The 15,517-nt window shown below is 64.8% G+C and carries 12 protein-coding genes and 1 pseudogene; 6 read left to right on the forward strand and 7 right to left on the reverse strand.

Translation table 11 applies throughout. The annotated features are described in order from the left end of the window. Positions 1-2 precede the first annotated feature (2 nt). On the reverse strand, positions 3-1,487 hold the full coding sequence (locus tag M7H45_RS07755) for a glycosyltransferase family 39 protein (RefSeq protein ID WP_298215798.1): 1,485 nt from the start codon (positions 1,485-1,487) through the stop codon (positions 3-5). Positions 1,488-1,572: 85 nt separating this feature from the next. Between M7H45_RS07755 and prfB the strand changes: the two genes are divergently transcribed. From prfB to M7H45_RS07770, 3 genes and pseudogenes are all read left to right on the forward strand, one after another. Beyond that, positions 1,573-2,704 (forward strand): peptide chain release factor 2 gene (gene prfB / locus M7H45_RS07760; RefSeq protein WP_298215918.1). Its coding sequence is split into 2 segments (ribosomal slippage): positions 1,573-1,641 and positions 1,643-2,704, totalling 1,131 coding nucleotides; the frame shifts between segments, so codons are not numbered across the junction. Then, positions 2,701-3,066, forward strand: a pseudogene (locus M7H45_RS07765) (EamA family transporter); the annotation flags it as partial. The gene prfB and the pseudogene M7H45_RS07765, both read left to right, overlap by 4 nt. A gap of 310 nt (positions 3,067-3,376) precedes the next feature. Then, on the forward strand, positions 3,377-3,628 hold the full coding sequence (locus M7H45_RS07770; RefSeq protein WP_298215922.1) for a hypothetical protein: 252 nt from the start codon (positions 3,377-3,379) through the stop codon (positions 3,626-3,628). Here M7H45_RS07770 and M7H45_RS07775 read toward each other — a convergent pair. Then, positions 3,585-5,516, reverse strand: coding sequence for an AMP-binding protein (locus tag M7H45_RS07775; RefSeq protein WP_298215800.1), 1,932 nt, complete (start codon positions 5,514-5,516; stop codon positions 3,585-3,587). The two genes, M7H45_RS07770 and M7H45_RS07775, sit on opposite strands and share 44 nt — an antisense overlap. 71 nt (positions 5,517-5,587) lie before the next feature. Further along, a complete protein-coding gene (locus M7H45_RS07780; protein ID WP_298215802.1) occupies positions 5,588-6,943 on the reverse strand; it encodes a glutamine synthetase family protein in 1,356 nt (451 codons plus the stop codon). A 184-nt stretch (positions 6,944-7,127) separates the two neighbouring features. On the opposite strand from M7H45_RS07780, the gene M7H45_RS07785 reads away from it, so the two are divergent. Continuing rightward, a complete protein-coding gene (locus tag M7H45_RS07785; RefSeq protein ID WP_298215804.1) occupies positions 7,128-7,769 on the forward strand; it encodes an isochorismatase family cysteine hydrolase in 642 nt (213 codons plus the stop codon). A gap of 26 nt (positions 7,770-7,795) precedes the next feature. Next, positions 7,796-9,181 carry an APC family permease gene (locus M7H45_RS07790; protein WP_298215807.1) on the forward strand — a complete coding sequence of 462 codons (1,386 nt, stop codon included), beginning with the start codon at positions 7,796-7,798 and terminating at the stop codon, positions 9,179-9,181. 21 nt (positions 9,182-9,202) lie between these two features. Here M7H45_RS07790 and M7H45_RS07795 read toward each other — a convergent pair whose 3' ends face one another. Continuing rightward, the gene (locus M7H45_RS07795; protein ID WP_298215808.1) at positions 9,203-10,579 is read right to left on the reverse strand and encodes a sugar porter family MFS transporter; all 1,377 of its coding nucleotides are present in this window, start codon (positions 10,577-10,579) and stop codon (positions 9,203-9,205) included. A 251-nt stretch (positions 10,580-10,830) separates the two neighbouring features. On the opposite strand from M7H45_RS07795, the gene M7H45_RS07800 reads away from it, so the two are divergent. Further along, entirely contained in the window at positions 10,831-12,432 is a 1,602-nt protein-coding gene (locus M7H45_RS07800; RefSeq protein WP_298215810.1) for an APC family permease, read from the forward strand. Positions 12,433-12,448: 16 nt separating this feature from the next. On the opposite strand, the gene M7H45_RS07805 is transcribed toward M7H45_RS07800, so the two are convergent. The 3 genes from M7H45_RS07805 to M7H45_RS07815 are packed head-to-tail and all read right to left on the reverse strand — an operon-like array spanning position 12,449 to position 15,511. Further along, positions 12,449-13,285, reverse strand: a complete 837-nt coding sequence (locus M7H45_RS07805) for a metallophosphoesterase (RefSeq protein WP_298215812.1) — start codon at positions 13,283-13,285, stop codon at positions 12,449-12,451. Beyond that, entirely contained in the window at positions 13,282-14,946 is a 1,665-nt protein-coding gene (locus M7H45_RS07810) for a bifunctional protein-serine/threonine kinase/phosphatase (protein WP_298215814.1), read from the reverse strand. Before M7H45_RS07810 ends, M7H45_RS07805 begins: the two co-directional genes overlap by 4 nt. Next, positions 14,939-15,511: a cob(I)yrinic acid a,c-diamide adenosyltransferase gene (locus M7H45_RS07815; protein WP_298215815.1), complete on the reverse strand. Its 573-nt coding sequence runs from the start codon at positions 15,509-15,511 to the stop codon at positions 14,939-14,941. Before M7H45_RS07815 ends, M7H45_RS07810 begins: the two co-directional genes overlap by 8 nt. Between the last annotated feature and the right edge of the window lie 6 nt (positions 15,512-15,517).

A 15,517-nucleotide genomic window follows, 5' to 3' on the forward strand; every position in this document is an offset into this window, starting at 1 on the left:
ATTCAATCTTTGGAGCCGCCGATATGACACGACAAAGGCTCCAGATCCATGCCGATAAAGGTGGGGATCAGCAGAAGTGCCCGGCCATGATCCATCACTGTCAGCAACGGACCGGGCCGAAGGCTGGCGAAGCACGGTGCGAAACGGCGCTCCGCCTCGGTTAGCGAGCCGGGCATGGCGATGAGCAGAATGGTCTTCCCGCGCAGGGCCGCGGGCGGGGTGGTGAAGGCGAATTGATGCGGCTCCCGCCCGAACACCGTGACGGGCAGATCGATTCCGTCCCGCATCAGGGCGTAGCCGATCTTGCCCGCATCGTACCAGCGCTGGGCGGCGATGGCATCTATGCCAGGTGGCAGACTCGCCCCAATGCTCATCCAGTCTATGAGTTGCAGCATGGGGGATTGGCCGGGGTGAAAGGCCCGGGCGAGCGCCGGCGGCAAGCCGAGCCGCGCTACCATCACCAGCGCGAGCGCCGCCCCGGCTAGCAACGCCCCGGAGATTCCCACCACCGTCCCGGCCAGCCGCGGGCGTGCCGCCAGCCAGCCGCCGAGGAGGGGAAACAGCATGAGATAGCCCGGCGCGGCCCAATGGAACAGGATATGCGTTCGGGACCACAGCCCCACCACGGCGAAGAGCAGAATGGGGATGACGCCCCCCCAGGCCAGCAGCCAGGCCCCGCGCGCCCCCGGCCCGGCACGCAGGGCGCGCAGCAGCAGCCAGACCATAGGCGCCCACAGCCAGGGCAGCACGAATAGCGCCTCTCCCGCCCAAATGATGAAAGGCATGAGGGGACGGAGCCGTAGCCCGGCGGCCCGGCCGCCCTGATAGCCGAAACTGGCCCAGCCATGCCCGGCATTCCAGGCCAGCACCGGGGCGAACAACGCCAGGGCAAGCAGAACCCCAAGCCAGGGCCAGGGTTGCCGCAATTCGCGCCGGCTTACCGGGTCGAGAGCCACACCCAGGGCCACCCCAACCAGCACCAGGACGGCGCTATATTTGGAAAGCATGGCCAGTCCCGCGAAGAGTCCGGCCGCCAACCACCAGCGCCGCGCCGCCTGCGCTCCGGGCAGGCCCAGGGCGCGGAGGATGGCGTAGAGAAACGCGAGCAACGCCGTGTTCAGCGGCCCGTCCGGCAGCACCCAGCAGCCGAAGGCCAGGGAAAACACGGGCGAGACGCTATAGGCCGCCACCGACCAGAAGCCCGCGCGCGGCCCGTGGAGTCGTTTGGCGATGAGATAAAGCAGCCATGAGGAAAGGCCGGAAAGGGCCACGAAGGGCAGACGCACCGCGAGAGGCGCGGCAGAACCCAAAACCTCGCGCGCCGCCAGTTCCAGCCACCAGGAGGCGAGCGGATGGTCAAAATAAGACAAGGCGAAGCTGCGGCTCGCCGCCACCATATAGCTTTCGTCGATGCCAAGCCCGGTGCTCCCGGCCAGAATGAGCCGGAAGCCGAGCGCGGCCAGCACGAGAAGAAAGGTCGGGTTCATGCGCGCCTGCATGACAATCCGCCCATGCATTGGCAAGCCGCCCGCCTCCCTACCCAAGCAGGCGGGTTGCGCCTATATCCCGCGCATGTCCGCTGAATCCCACCAACTGAATGAGCAGATCGGCCGCTCGGTCGCGCTGCTGAGGAGGCATCTTTGACTGGGATGCCGCTGTTCTCAAACTCGCCGAGCTGAATCACCGGGCCGAGGACCCGAATCTCTGGAATAACGCCGATACCGCCCAGGAGGTGATGCGCGAGCGCAACCGCCTGTCCTCGATGGTGGACGGGGTTAGAGCCATAGAAACCGAGGCCAAAGACACGATGGAGTTGATCGGACTCGCCGAGGAAGAAGGCGACGAGGCGATGGTGAAGGACGGCATGGCGACGCTGGAACGCCTGGCCGCCACCGCCCGCGAGAAGGAACTCGAATCGCTGCTTTCCGGCGAGGCGGACAGCCGCGATGCCTTCGTCGAGATCAATGCCGGGGCAGGCGGCACCGAGGCGCAGGATTGGGCGCAGATGCTGGCGCGGATGTACCTGCGCTGGGCCGAGCGCAAGGGCTATAAAACCGAGATCATGGAGGAGTCCGAGGGCGAGCAGGCCGGGATCAAATCCATGACCATCCAGATCTCCGGCCCGAACGCCTATGGCTGGCTGAAGACCGAATCCGGCGTGCACCGGCTGGTGCGCATCTCGCCATTCGACGCCAACGCGCGGCGGCAGACCAGCTTCGCCTCGGTCTGGGTCTACCCGGTGGTGGATGATTCGATCGAGATCGAGATCAACCCCGCCGACCTCAAGGTGGACACGTTCCGGGCCTCCGGCGCGGGCGGCCAGCATGTCAATAAAACCGAATCCGCCATCCGCATCACCCATATGCCCACCGGCATCATCGTGGCCTGCCAGACGGACCGTTCCCAGCACCGCAACCGCGCCACCGCCATGAACATGCTAAAGGCCCGCCTCTATGAGATGGAGCTGCAAAAGCGCGAGACGGCGGCGGCGGCGACCGAGGCAGCCAAGACCGATATCGGCTGGGGCCACCAGATCCGCTCTTATGTGCTGGCGCCCTATCAGCTCGTGAAAGATCTGCGCAGCAATCATGAATCCGGCAATCCCGCCGCGGTTCTGGATGGCGCGCTCGACCCGTTTTTGGCGGCCTCGCTGGCGGCGCGGGTCTCCTCTACCCGCTCCGAAGCCTCCGCCATGGCGGAATGAGCGCGGCGAAGGCCCGGGCGGGCGCCACCGCTTTGGGCGGGCTCGCCATCGCCTTCTGGGCCGGACTGGCCCTGCTCACCGTCAGCGCGCGCGGTATCCCGCCTTTTGAATTGCTCAGCCTGAGCTTCGGCGTCGCCTTCCTCGCCGGGCTGGGCGTCCTGGCGCTGCGCGGACGGCAAAGCCTGCGCCGCCTCCGCCAGCCTCTGGCGCCGTGGCTCACCGCTTTTGCCGGGCTGTTTCTGTATCATGCGCTTTATTTTTTTGCCCTCGCGGCCATTCCGCCTGCCCAGGCCAGCCTTATCGCCTATCTCTGGCCGCTATTCATCGTTCTGTTCTCGGCTTTGCTGCCGGGCGGCGCCGGGCTGCGCCCATGGCATATCGCCGGGGCCGGGCTTGGCCTCGCCGGCACGGCGCTGATCTTCGCCGGGCGGGGCGGGACGGCGCCACTGGCGCATGGGGCGCTCGGCTATATCGCCGCCTTTGGCTGCGCCCTGGTGTGGTCGGGCTATTCTGTTCTCAACCGGCGCTTCGCCAATATCCCGAGCGAAATGCTGATTGGCGTATGCGGCGCGGTGGCGCTGGCCGGAGCGCTCGCCCATTGCGGGCTGGAGCGCACGGTCTGGCCGCGCGGCGGGGAAGGGGCGGCGGTGATAGCGCTGGGGGGTAGGGCCGGTGGGGCTCGCCTTTCTCGCCTGGGACCAAGCGACCAAGCACGGCAATCTGCCTTTGCTCGGCGCGCTCTCGTACCTGGCTCCGCTGGTCTCCACCTTGTTGCTGGTGCTCACCGGCCACGCCCCGGCCAGCCTCGCCTTGGCGCTGGCCGCGTTATTGGTGGTGGGCGGGGCGGCGCTGGCCTGCTGGCAACCCTCCGCCACTCCCCTCAGCGGCTCAAACCCGCCCTCTCGACGATCAATTCGAAATTAAATCCGGCGCAGGCCTCGCGCAGCCGCCCGGCGAGGTCCTCCGCGCCATTCGGCAGGGTGACGCATACCGCGGGGCGGGCCGCGGTCTCCCTCGCCTCCACCGGGCAGCCGTGCTCCGGCCCCGCCAGCTGCGCCAGCCGGGCGCGCACGACCCGGGCCATCGCATCCAAACGCAGCGGGGGTTTGAAAATCTTGCCAACCGCCGTGACGGGAATGTTGTCGATGACGATGATCTCCACAGGCACCGCCGCCCGCTCCGCCACTTCGGCATGGCAAAGCGCCAGCAATTCGGCTTCCGTCACCGTCGCGCCGGGCCTGAGTTGCACATAGGCGACGGGCAATTCGCCCTTCAGATCATCGGGCTGGCCCACGGCGGCGGCGATCTCCACCGCCGGATGACGGCTCAGCACATCCTCCACCAGGCCGGGATCGATATTATGGCCGCCTCTGACGATCAGATCCTTCTGCCGCCCATACAGCCAGACGAAGCCATCGGCGTCGAGCGCGCCGACATCGCCGCTATCCAGCCAGCGCCGCCCATCCGGCATGCCGCGCACGAACAGGGATTTATTGGCCGCCTCGTCCAGGTAACCGGGCGTCATGCATGGGCCGGTGAGCAATAGCACCCCTTTTTCGCCCGGTGGCATCGCCTCCTTGAACACGCCGTCCTCCAGGCGGGCCACCAGGGCGCGATGAAACGGCACCACCAGCCCAACCGAGCCGATGCGCGGCTTGGCCTTACCCCAAGGCTGAGTGCCGAGAATGCCTTGGAATTCCGTCATCCCCCATAGTTCATGCAGGTCGATGCCGAAACGGTCGGCGAAGGCGTAGCCGAGGCTGCGCGGCATGGCGCCGCCGCCGGTGGAAAAGGTACGCAGGCAATGCCCCTCGGAGGTAACGTCCGGCACCGTCATCAGCATCGCCGCGCTGGTCGGCGCACAGGCGACCGAGGTCATCCGGTGCCGGCGGGCGATGTCCCAGAAATTACGAACCACCCCTTGGTCGCGAAATCCCGCAGGGGTCAAGGTGAGCAGAGTCTGGCCCATGATGAAAGCGCGCAGGGAGAGCAAAATGGCGCCGCCGACATGGAAATTCGGCATGCCATGGCCGATGATTTCATCCTCCTCCGGTCCAATGAAGGCAGCGCTCAGCCAAGCGTTGAGCAACTGGCCGCGCTGGGTGTGGCGCACCAGCTTGGGCGCGGCGGTGGTGCCGCCCGTGTGGAAATAGGCTGAGACACGGCCAGGGTCGGGATCAGGGGTGAAACTCAGCCCGCCCTTGGGCATGGTCCGCAGGGGGGCGGCGAAATCCTCCTCATCCGCGCGGGCGGCGTCTATGGTCAGCACGGCGCGCAGGCTGGGTACCTTGGCCACCAGCTCGCTCAGGCGCTGCCAGGCCCCCCCGCCATGCCCGGCATGGGCGGTCACCAACACGGTGCTGCCCGCCGCGTTCATGATGCTAGCGATATGGGCGATATCGAGAAACGGGTTGATGGGGTTGCATGCCCCGGCAATGGCTCCGCCCCACATCGCGATCAGCGCCTCGGGCAATGCCGGGGCCAGCACGGAGACGACGCTCGGCGCCCCGGCCGCGAGATGATGAAACAGATTGGCCGCCTGCTCGATGCGCGTGATCAGCTCGGCATAGGTCAAAATCCGGGGAGGGGTTTCAGGCCGCGCATCGGCCAGGAAAATATTGGCGATTTTGTCCGGGTGCCGCGCGGCGGCCAAGCGCAGGCAGCCATGATAGGTCCAGGCGGGGAGGAGCCCTTCCATTCCCGCAGCCTCGATGGCGGTAATCGCCGCCGGACCGGTTATGCAGATACGCGCCGGGGCGCGGCCGGGCGCGCCGCGATCGATCCAGAACGCCTGCGTATCGTTCACGTCCATTTTTTCCTCCCCTTAAGCGGCAAGGGCGAGTATTTCCCAACCGGCCCCGGCACTCAAGCGAAACCGGCGAGCTAGACGGACCAGGCGAAGCGGAGCGCGCTCGTTACGTCTTCCAGGGGCTGGCCGCCGTATCGTTCCAGCTCATGCCACCGCACGGCGAGCAGGGCGGCCAGCATTTGCGGGTCGAGCCAGCGGCGCGCGAGAGGGCTTTCCTCCAATCGCTTCAGGATCGCCTGCGGATCGCCGCCCAGGGGAAGGATCTGGCGCGCCTCCCGCTCCTCCGCGCTCAGCGCCGCGGGATCGGCCTCCACTTCCGGCGGCAAGGCCAGCCCGGCCTCGAGCCCGGCGCGCGCCATGGCGAGGATGGTGGCGGCAGCGATATAAGGATTGGCCGAGGGATCGACGCATTTGATCTCCAGATGCGCGCCACCGGGATTGCCAGGATTGGCGGCGCAATACCGTAAGGCGGCCTCGCGATTCTCCCGCCCCCAACAGGCGAAGGCGCCGGCCCAGCGGCCAGGCTGGAGCCGGGCGGGCGAAAGGATCGAGGGTGCCAACAATCCAACCATCTCGGGTAGATGGCAAATGATGCCGCCCATCATCGCCCCGCCCTCCGGTGTGATGCCATGCGGCCCGCTGCCCTCCGCGAGCAAAGGCTCGCCATTACGGGTGAAGGAAAAATGGATATGGGCGCCGTTGCCGGTCCCGCCGGCGAAAGGCAAAGGCGAGAGGCTGACGCGGCAGCCATGGCGGCGGGCGATGCGTCCGAGCAGGATGCGCGAGAGCGCGATCTTGTCCATCGCCGCCACCGGATCAGCCGGGGCGAGTGACAATTCGTATTGCCCATCACCGTATTCGGAATGGAATTGTTCAAGGCCGAGCCCCAGCCGCTCGAAGCTCTCGATCACCTCCGTCACGAAGCCTTCCTGGTCGAGAAGCGGGCCGACACCATAGGCCTGCCAGCCCGTCTCGCCCGCCTCACCGTTGGGAAGGAGAACAAATTCTATCTCTCCCGCTGATTTCACATCGATCCCCTCGGCGGCGAGCGCCACCATTTGGGCGCGCAGCAACGACCGGGCGCACCAGAAGGCGCGGCCGCCCTCCTGCTCCCATACTTCCGCCGGCGCCCAGGTGAGCCGCTCATCAAGCCGGAGCGCGGCATTCATGTCAGCCCGCAGGCGGTGATCCCCCACCGGCGTGATGGAAGGGATCCAGGCAATGGCGTTATCCACGCAGAACAACGCCCAGGAGGGAGACGCGCCGAGACCGCTGGCCGCGGCGGAGGGGGCGCGGGCCAGCGGCACGGTCTTGCCGCGCGTAACGCCAGCGCAATCGATGAGCGAGATGAGTAGCGCCGCCCCCGGATCGTTCCCACTTCCGGTGCGGTGGACCTGTTCGGCTTGACCTGCGGGAAGATTACGCATCATTGGCGCAATTCCTGGCGAGAAAGGCGTCCCGTTTGGGCGAAGTCCGGCATTGCCTAATTTTTGAATTCATAACAAAATGATGCGCAATATCCGGATGCGTTGCAAGGCAGGTTTGTGACGCCAGATGGACATTTGGGGATCAAGAGAAGGAGGCGTCGTGGGCCACCACCCGTTGAGCCGTGATTTGCCCGTCGAGCCTGAAGCCGCGACGCTGCTCTTCATAGACGTACAAAACTTCAATACCCACCGGAATGGCGGCGAATACGTGGGCATGGATCCGGATGAGTTCACAGCCCGGTTCGGATATTTTTTTGAAACGATAGAGCGCGAGACCCTGCCCAATATGGTGAGGCTGCAGGAAGCCTGCCGGCGGCGGCGAATCGAGGTGATGTACACGGTCATCGAAAACCTCACCAAGGATGGGCGGGACCGCAGCCTGGATTACAAGATCACGGGGTTCAGCGTGCCGCGCGGCTCCTGGGATGGCAAGGTTTTCGACGCGATCCGGCCGGAGGAGGATGAGATCATCCTGCCGAAGACCTCCTCCAGCGTGTTCATTTCCACGCAGATCGACTATGTGCTGCGCAATCTCGGCACCCGTTACCTCATCGTTTCGGGATTTCTCACCGACCAATGCGTGGAAAGCGCGATCCGCGATGCCTGTGATCTCGGCTATCTCGTGACGATGGTGACGGATGCCTGCGCCACGTTGAGCGAGGAGCGGCACGGGCGGACGCTCGCCACCATCAAGGGGTATTGCCGCCAGGTAACCACCCAGGAATTTCTGGCCGAACTCGGGGAATCCGCAAGGGACTCACAAGGATAAACAAAAGCAGGAAGGAGGCATAAATTGTGACCAATATCGGAGTATCCAGCCAAAGCGCCGAGATTGCCAGCCTCAAACGCAATCTCGGCGTCATCGAGGCGGTGGCCTTGTCCATCTCGATCATCGCGCCGACCATGGCGGTCGCCTTCAATGTCACGCTCGCCGCCGGTGTGGCTGGCCATGCGGCGCCGCTTACCTTTCTCGTCGGTACGATCGCGCTGGCGATCGTCGGGCTGTCTTTTGTCGCCTTCTCCCGGCGCGTGGCCCATGCGGGCTCTGCCTATGCCTATATCACCAAGGAGTTCGGCCCCCGCGCCGGGTTTCTCACCGGCTGGGCGCTGTTGCTCACCTATCTCACCTACGGAACCGGCACCGCCGCGCTGGTGGGGAATTTCATAGATGCCGCCTTGGCCAATTATAATATTGCCCTGCCCGGCCTCTGGATTTTCGATAGCGTGCTGGCAGTGGTCATCGCCATGGTGCTCGCCTACCGGGATATGCGGCTGGCGGCGCGGCTGATGCTGGTGCTCGAGGGGCTTTCCGTTCTCGCCATCGTCGTGCTCGGCATCATCGTGCTCAAGGCCGTGGGGGCGATGGGGGGCCTCAGCGCCGTCCCCTTCACACCCGACCCCGGCTATGGCTGGTCCGGAATCGGTTATGGCATGGTGTTCGCCGTCCTCTCCTTCGCCGGGTTCGAGGGCGCCGCGACGCTGGGCGAGGAAGCCCGCAACCCCAACCTTGCGATTCCCATCGCCGTGCTGGGCTCCGTGATTCTTGCCGGGCTCTTCTATGTCTTCGGCTCTTACGTCGAGGTCGTTGGGTACGGTCTGGCCAATGTCAAATCCTTGGCGGGGGACAGCACGCCGCTGAATACGCTAGCGGTTCGCTTCGGCTCGCGGGAATTTGCCACGCTGCTCGACATCGCCGCCGCCATTTCCGCCTTCTCCTGCGCGCTCGGCAGTCTGAGCGCGGCCTCGCGCATGTTGTTCGCGCTCGGGCGGGCGGGGCTCTCCCCCAAAATTGGCCTTGCCCATAAACGCCATGGTACGCCCGCCGGTGCCGTGGTGGTCATGGGCGTTGTCATGATCGCGGGTTTGGTGCTGTGGGCGCCGATGATGGGGGCTGGAAATTATTACGGGGCGGTCGGCACCATCGGCACGCTGGCTCTCATCCTCGTTTACATGGGGGTCACCCTGGCGGAGGCCACGGATGCCGCGCGCGCAAAAAAACAGATATGGATGTTGTTCGGCGCCATCGGCACCGCCATTCTCCTCTGGCCGCTTTATAATTCCGTCTACCCCGTCCCCGCCTATCCCGGCAATCTTTGGCCTTATATCGTCGCCCTCTATCTCGTCGCGGGTGGGGCGCTGCTGGCGGTTCGCCCGGCTCTGGGGCGGGGCGCGCTGGAATAATCTCCTTTCGGCGGCCGCGCGTCAGCCGTGCAGCTTCGCCTCGATTTGCTCCAGTGACCGGCCCTTGGTTTCGGGAACAAGATAGAATGTGAAGACGATGGAAATCGCGGTCAGCCCGGCATAAAGGAAAAACGTGCCATTGCGCCCGATTGCACTGGTGAGGTCAAGAAAGGTGAACGAAACCAGCATGTTGAAGAGCCAGTTGAGGATGGTTGCGATGCTCATGCCGCGCGCGCGGACCGCGAGCGGAAAAATTTCCGAGATCAGCAGCCAGAACACCGGTCCCAGGCCGATGGCAAAGAACCCGACATAAATGGCGATGAAGGCGAAGATCACCCAGCCAATGAGCTGGGGCTGCGCCGCCTGAGCGCTGATGCCGAAACAGACTCCGAGCACCAGCAAAGAGAGAAACATGCCGGCCTGGCCGAGGAGCAGCATTTTTCTGCGTCCGGCATGGTCCAGCAAACGCGCGGTAATGACGGTGAGGACCATATTCAGAAAACCGATGCCCGCCGTGGCGAGAATGGCCCCCGGCGTCGATGCGATGCCGCTATCCTTGAAAGTTACAGGCGCAAAATAAATAACCGTATTGATACCGGTGATTTGCTGAAAAATCGCCAGCCCAGCGCCAATGATCAAAGGCATCCGCGCGTTTCCCTGGAAGACCTGGCTCCAGGGGACATTGCCTTGGCTTTCCGAAGAAATTTCCTCGCGCAGCGTGTCGAATTCCCGCGAAGGGTCGGTATTGGGACGCAGACGCTGCAAGGCATCCCGCGCCTTGTCTTCCCGGCCATGGGCCAGCAGCCAGCGCGGACTTTCCGGCAGGATCAACATTCCCAGGAAAAGCAGGACGCCGGGCACCCCCGCGACGCCTAGCATCGCACGCCAGATCAAATCCTCCGCCCGGCCGGCCCCTTGGGGCAGATAAGTCAGCGCGTAATCGAAGATATAAGAAAGGAACAGCCCGACGGTGACAAAGATTTGATTGATCGTGACGATGGCGCCGCGCTTTTGCCGGGGCGCCATCTCGGACAAATAAAGCGGCGTGAGCATGGAGGCAACGCCGATGGCCACCCCCACGATTGTGCGCCCCGCGAGCAGCACGCCCAAACCAGGCGCGAAGGCGCAGATCAGCGCGCCGACGATGAAGAGGAGCGCCGTAACCAGCAGCACGATCCGCCGGCCCAGACGATCCGAGAGCGGGCCGGCGACAGCGGCGCCAAAGGCCGCGCCGCCCAGCGTGATCGCCACGACCAGACCTTGGAGATTTTGCGAGAGATGGAAACTATGGCGGATATAAAGCAGGGCGCCTGAGATCACACCGGTATCATATCCAAACAATAGACCACCCAACCCGGCGATGATGGCAATTGTTCTGAAGCCCATCGTGCGGATCATTTTCCCCCCAAGGTCACTCTATGGCAGATAGAGAGATTGGAGTTCGTTTCAATCCAGGACAAGATTAATGCCCTAATATTTCGGCTGGGCTATAGATTTTGTTTCAATATCTTCATTTTTAAGTTAAATTGCGCGTTTAGCTTCACAACCCTTGCCCGCGCGGGCCATGGCCGCGTAAACCAAGCCCCATCGGAACCTTAAATCGCTACACCCGGCGCCAACCGGGCAGCGCTAAAAACGCCGGAGGGAAAATGAATTCATCACCCGTTTCAGCCACACCCGGCGCGCTCAAGCGCGATGCCCATTTCTTCGCCTTGTTATTCGCCAGCACCACCAGCATCATCGGTTCGGGCTGGCTGTTCGGCGCTTACCATGCCGCCCGCCTCGCCGGGCCGCTGAGCATCTGGAGCTGGGTGATCGGCGCGGTGATCATGATGCTCATCGCCCTTTGCTTCGCGGAGCTGGGCGCTCTTTTTCCGCGGAGCGGGGCGCTCGTGCATATGAGCCATGCCAGCCACGGCGAGGGGCTGGCGCGAATCTGGAGTTGGATCCTGTTCCTCGCCTATGTGCCGGTGCCGGCGGTGGAGGCGGAGGCGGTCGTCACCTACGCCAACAATTATTTGCCCTATTTCATCCAGCCGGGCAGCGCCGGCCTGCTGACCTTCACGGGGTTCGTAGTTTGCGCCCTGCTTCTTGGACTGTTCGGCGCGCTCAATTTACTGGCCGTGCGCCTGCTGCTGAGCATCAACTCGGTGGTGACGCTCTGGAAGATCGCGGTTCCGCTGCTCACCGTGATCGCCCTCATCGCCGCTAGCACCCGTTGGGGCGTGATGGCCGCCGCGCCGGGGACCTACCACTTCGATGGCATCTTCACCGCTTTGCCAATGGCGGGCGTGGTGTTCAGCTTCATCGGCTTTCGCACCGCCATCGACCTCGGCGGTGAGAGCGCCAATCCCAGCCGCAACATCCCCCTCGCCGTCATCGGCTCGGTCCTGCTCTCGGCGGCGCTTTACATCTTGCTGCAACTGGCTTTCCTGTTCGCCCTCAGCCCCGCGGATCTCGCCCATGGCTGGAACAATCTCAGCTTTTCGGGCCAGGCCGGCCCCTTCGCCGGTATCGCCGCCACGCTCGGCCTCGGCTGGCTGGCGGCCCTGCTTTATATCGACGCTTATATTTCCCCCGGCGGCACCGGTCTGATGTATTTCACCGCCGGGTCGCGCATTCTTTTTGCTATGGGCGAAACCAAGACCGGGCCGAAGCGGCTGACCGCTCTCAATAAGGTTCATGCGCCCTGGTTCGCGGTGCTGGTGATGTGGGTGGTTGGGGTATTGTTCCTCCTGCCCTTCCCCGCCTGGCAATTGATGGTGGGATATATCACCTCGACCACCGTACTGACCTATGGGCTCGGCCCCGTGGTTCTGCTCGTTCTGCGCCGCAGCCACCCGGAGCTGGCGCGGCCCTTCCGGTTGAAGGGCGCGACGATCCTGGCCCCGGTCGCCTTTATCTGCAGCAATTGGGTGGTCTATTGGACCGGCTTCCGCACCAATTCGGTGTTGTTCCTCATCATCGCCCTGGGCTTCGCCGTCTATGCCGTGCATTACCATTTCATCGCGCGTAAACCGCCAGCAGGCTTTGGTTGGCGCTACATCGCCTGGCTGCTGCCTTGGTTCGGCGGCGTATGGCTCATTTCTGCCCTGGGTGGCATTGGCGGCGGCTATGGGCTGCTGGGCTTCTGGCCGGGGGTGGCGGTGCTCACGGTTTGGAGCCTGATCGTGCTCGGGATCGCGGTTCGCTCTTCCCTTCCGGCTGAGGAAATCGCTGAATTGATGACCCGCATGGACCGGACCGCATGAGTCCCCGGAGGTCCCTTCATAGATCCATGAAGCCGGGCTGGTAGGGCGGCGCCTCCTTTCCGCTCTCCCGGGCATAGCCGCGCGGGGCGGAGACCACCCACAGGCCGGAGCTGAAGGTCTCGTGCCGGTAATGGGTATGGCCATGCACCCAGAAGGCGGGCGCCGCTGAGGCCGCGAATTCCGGGAGCAGCTCAGAGGCGTAGGCCGGAGCGATGGCTCCCTGGCGCGCGCCGAGAAATGCCGGGCCGGGAGCGTGATGCGTGACAATGAGCCGCAGCGCTCGGCTCCCCTCCGCTTGCAGCCGTTCCAGTTGGGTATGCAGCCAGGCGCGGGACGCGAAATGCCGCTCAACGGTCAAACGGGGCGTCAGCCTAGCCCGCCCGGCATCGATGAAGCGGAAATCGTTCAACTGCTCTCCAGCAATAGCGCTGGAGAGGGCGACATCGCGGTTGAGGGCCAAATCTGTCCATAGCGTGCAGCCCAGCACATGCAAGCGCTTGCCTCTCACCTCGAAATCGAAGCGCTCATTCTCCAAAAACCGCACCCGTCCGCCAGTGGCGGCGGCGGCCTCGGCCAGGCGCGGGCGCATCAGGTCGAGATCGTGGAAATAATATTCGTGATTGCCGGCCACCAGCACCACGGGAACACTGAAATGCTTGGCCAGGCGGTCGGCATAAGCCACGCTGAGCAAGCCGTTATGAATATCGCCCGCCAGCACGATGAGGTCGGGTGGCGCCACGCCCCGCAGCGGCGGCACGTAGAAAGATTGGCGTGCTGGCCGGACCAGGGGGAGCCAGCCGCGCCGCCGCTCCATCTCGATATGCAGATCGCTCATGTAAAGCACCCGGATCATATGAGCGCCCAGGCCAGGGTGAGGAAAAACAAGGCGGCGAAGAGCAAGGCGAGCGTTCGCCAGAACCGCACGCCTAACCGGGCCGGGCGGGGCGCGGCGCCATCCCGCCCGCCTTCCAGCCCCGCGCGCAAGGCTTGCGCCAACTCTGCCGCATCAGCAAAACGCTCCTCCGGCCGGGTCGCCAACCCACGCCCAAGCGCCTTGCCCAGCCAGGGAGGCAGGTCCGGGCGCAGGCGCTGCAACGGATATCTCTCGTGCTGGCCAAAGGGAAAGGCGCCACCAGAAAACATACGGTATAACGTCATGGCGAGGGCGTAGACCTCGGTGCGGCTGCTGGCGGGCGCGCCCTTCAGCAATTCCGGCGCCATATAGCGGATGGTCCCGCCAGATCCGCCAGCGCTGGCGGTCTCGATCCCGGGCAGATAAGCGAGGCCGAGATCGAGCAGCTTGATCTCCCCGCTCTCCAGCAGCATCACGTTCTCGGGCTTGATATCCCGATGCACCACGTCGATCGCGGCGAGATCCCGCACCGCCTCGCAAAGCCGGAAGGCGATGCCCATGCCTTCCGGCAGGCTCAGGGGTGGAGCACGGCCAAGACGGTGTTCGAGCGTCTCGCCCTTATAGAGTGGCATGGCGAGATAAAGCGCAGTGCGGCGCGATGCCGGAATGTTGATATATTGTGCCACATGCGGGCTATGCACGGCGGCGCCGATCCAGGCCTCCCGCATGAAACCGGCAGCGAAAACCTCATCCTGCAACATGGAAGGCAAAGGCAGCTTCAGCGCCACCTCGCGCTGGCAGAGCCGGTCATAGGCCGCGACGAGCATGGTATAGCGGCCCCGGAACAGCACGGAGCCGATGACGAAATCATCCCACACATCGCCCGCGCGCGGCGGCGGGCGGATCGGCAAAGCCGCGAGGCTGACCAAAGCGGGCGGGTCCGGCACGATTTCGGGCAGCGCGTTCAGCCGCAGCGCCATCACCGCCTTGTCCGGCGCGGGCAAAGCCGCCAGCGCCGCCAGCACGGCGGCGGCGAGGCTGGGGGAATGAGTTGCCTGCGCCAGCGTGGACAGCACGCCCTCTTGCCCCGCCAGCCCGGCGATGAGCAGAAACTGGTCTCCCGGCTCCGCCTCCTCCTCGCCGATATCGAGCGGCAATTCCGGGGAAAGCCCGAGCGCCCGGGCAGGCAGCGCCTCGGAAGCGGCATGATGAATGTGCGGCGCCATCAACGGCGTGAGCGCGCCCTGCCGGAGCCGGTACATCTGGCAAGTTCCTAATTGCACCAGCCCGATCCGGCGGCCCCGCAATAGCAGCGCCGAGAGCGAGACCGGCGGCAGCGCCGCCTTGCCCTGCCCGGCCAGCCAGCGATTCACCGAGGCCATAGCCCTGGCGGCGGCGCGCTTGGGCGAGAGAGTGGAGCGCGCGCCAAAATATCCTTCCGCGAATTCATGCACGGCGATCTGGGCCGCGTCTTGCGCCGCCCGGGCCGCCTCCGCCTCCACCGCGTGCCCGCGCGCGATCACCGCCAGCCTTCCCCGATCGGAGGCTCCGAAACTTTCGCCCTCGTAAAATGCGAAAAAATTGCGGGGCGGCCCTTCCACGGGCGCAACGGCAAACTCGGTTTCGATGTTCCAGCCCGCCTTGGCGGCAGGCTCAGCCATGCCGCCCCCCGGCGGGCACCCAAAGCACATCCGCCCCGCCCATGCCGTTGGCGGCGCGGGCGAGCACGAATAGCAGATCCGACAGCCGGTTAAGATAGGCCAGGACCAGCCGGTTCACCGCCTCCTCCGGCTCCTCCAAAAGCCGCACCACCGCCCGCTCCGCCCGCCGCGCCACCGTGCGGGCGAAATGCAGCCGGGCCGCCGCTGGACTGCCAGCGGGAAGGATGAAGGAGGAAAGTGGAGCCATCTCCGCCGTCAGCGCATCGATACGCGCCTCCAGCCAGTCGACCTGCGGCTGCACGATGCGCAAGGCGGGGGGTTCATCTGCGGCGATGGGCGTGCAGAGATCCGCACCGAGATCGAACAGATCATTCTGGATATGGGCAAGCACCGTATCCAGGGCCGCGTCGGCCTCCAAACGGGCGAGGCCGAGAGCGGCGTTAGCCTCATCCACCTCGCCCAGAGCGGCAATGCGCGCCGAGGATTTGGCGACACGCTTGCCATCACCCAGCGAGGTCTCGCCTTGATCGCCGCCGCGCGTATAAATTTTATCCAACTTTACCATGGCGAG

This window comes from Acidocella sp., assembly GCF_027352905.1.
Lineage (GTDB): Bacteria > Pseudomonadota > Alphaproteobacteria > Acetobacterales > Acetobacteraceae > Acidocella.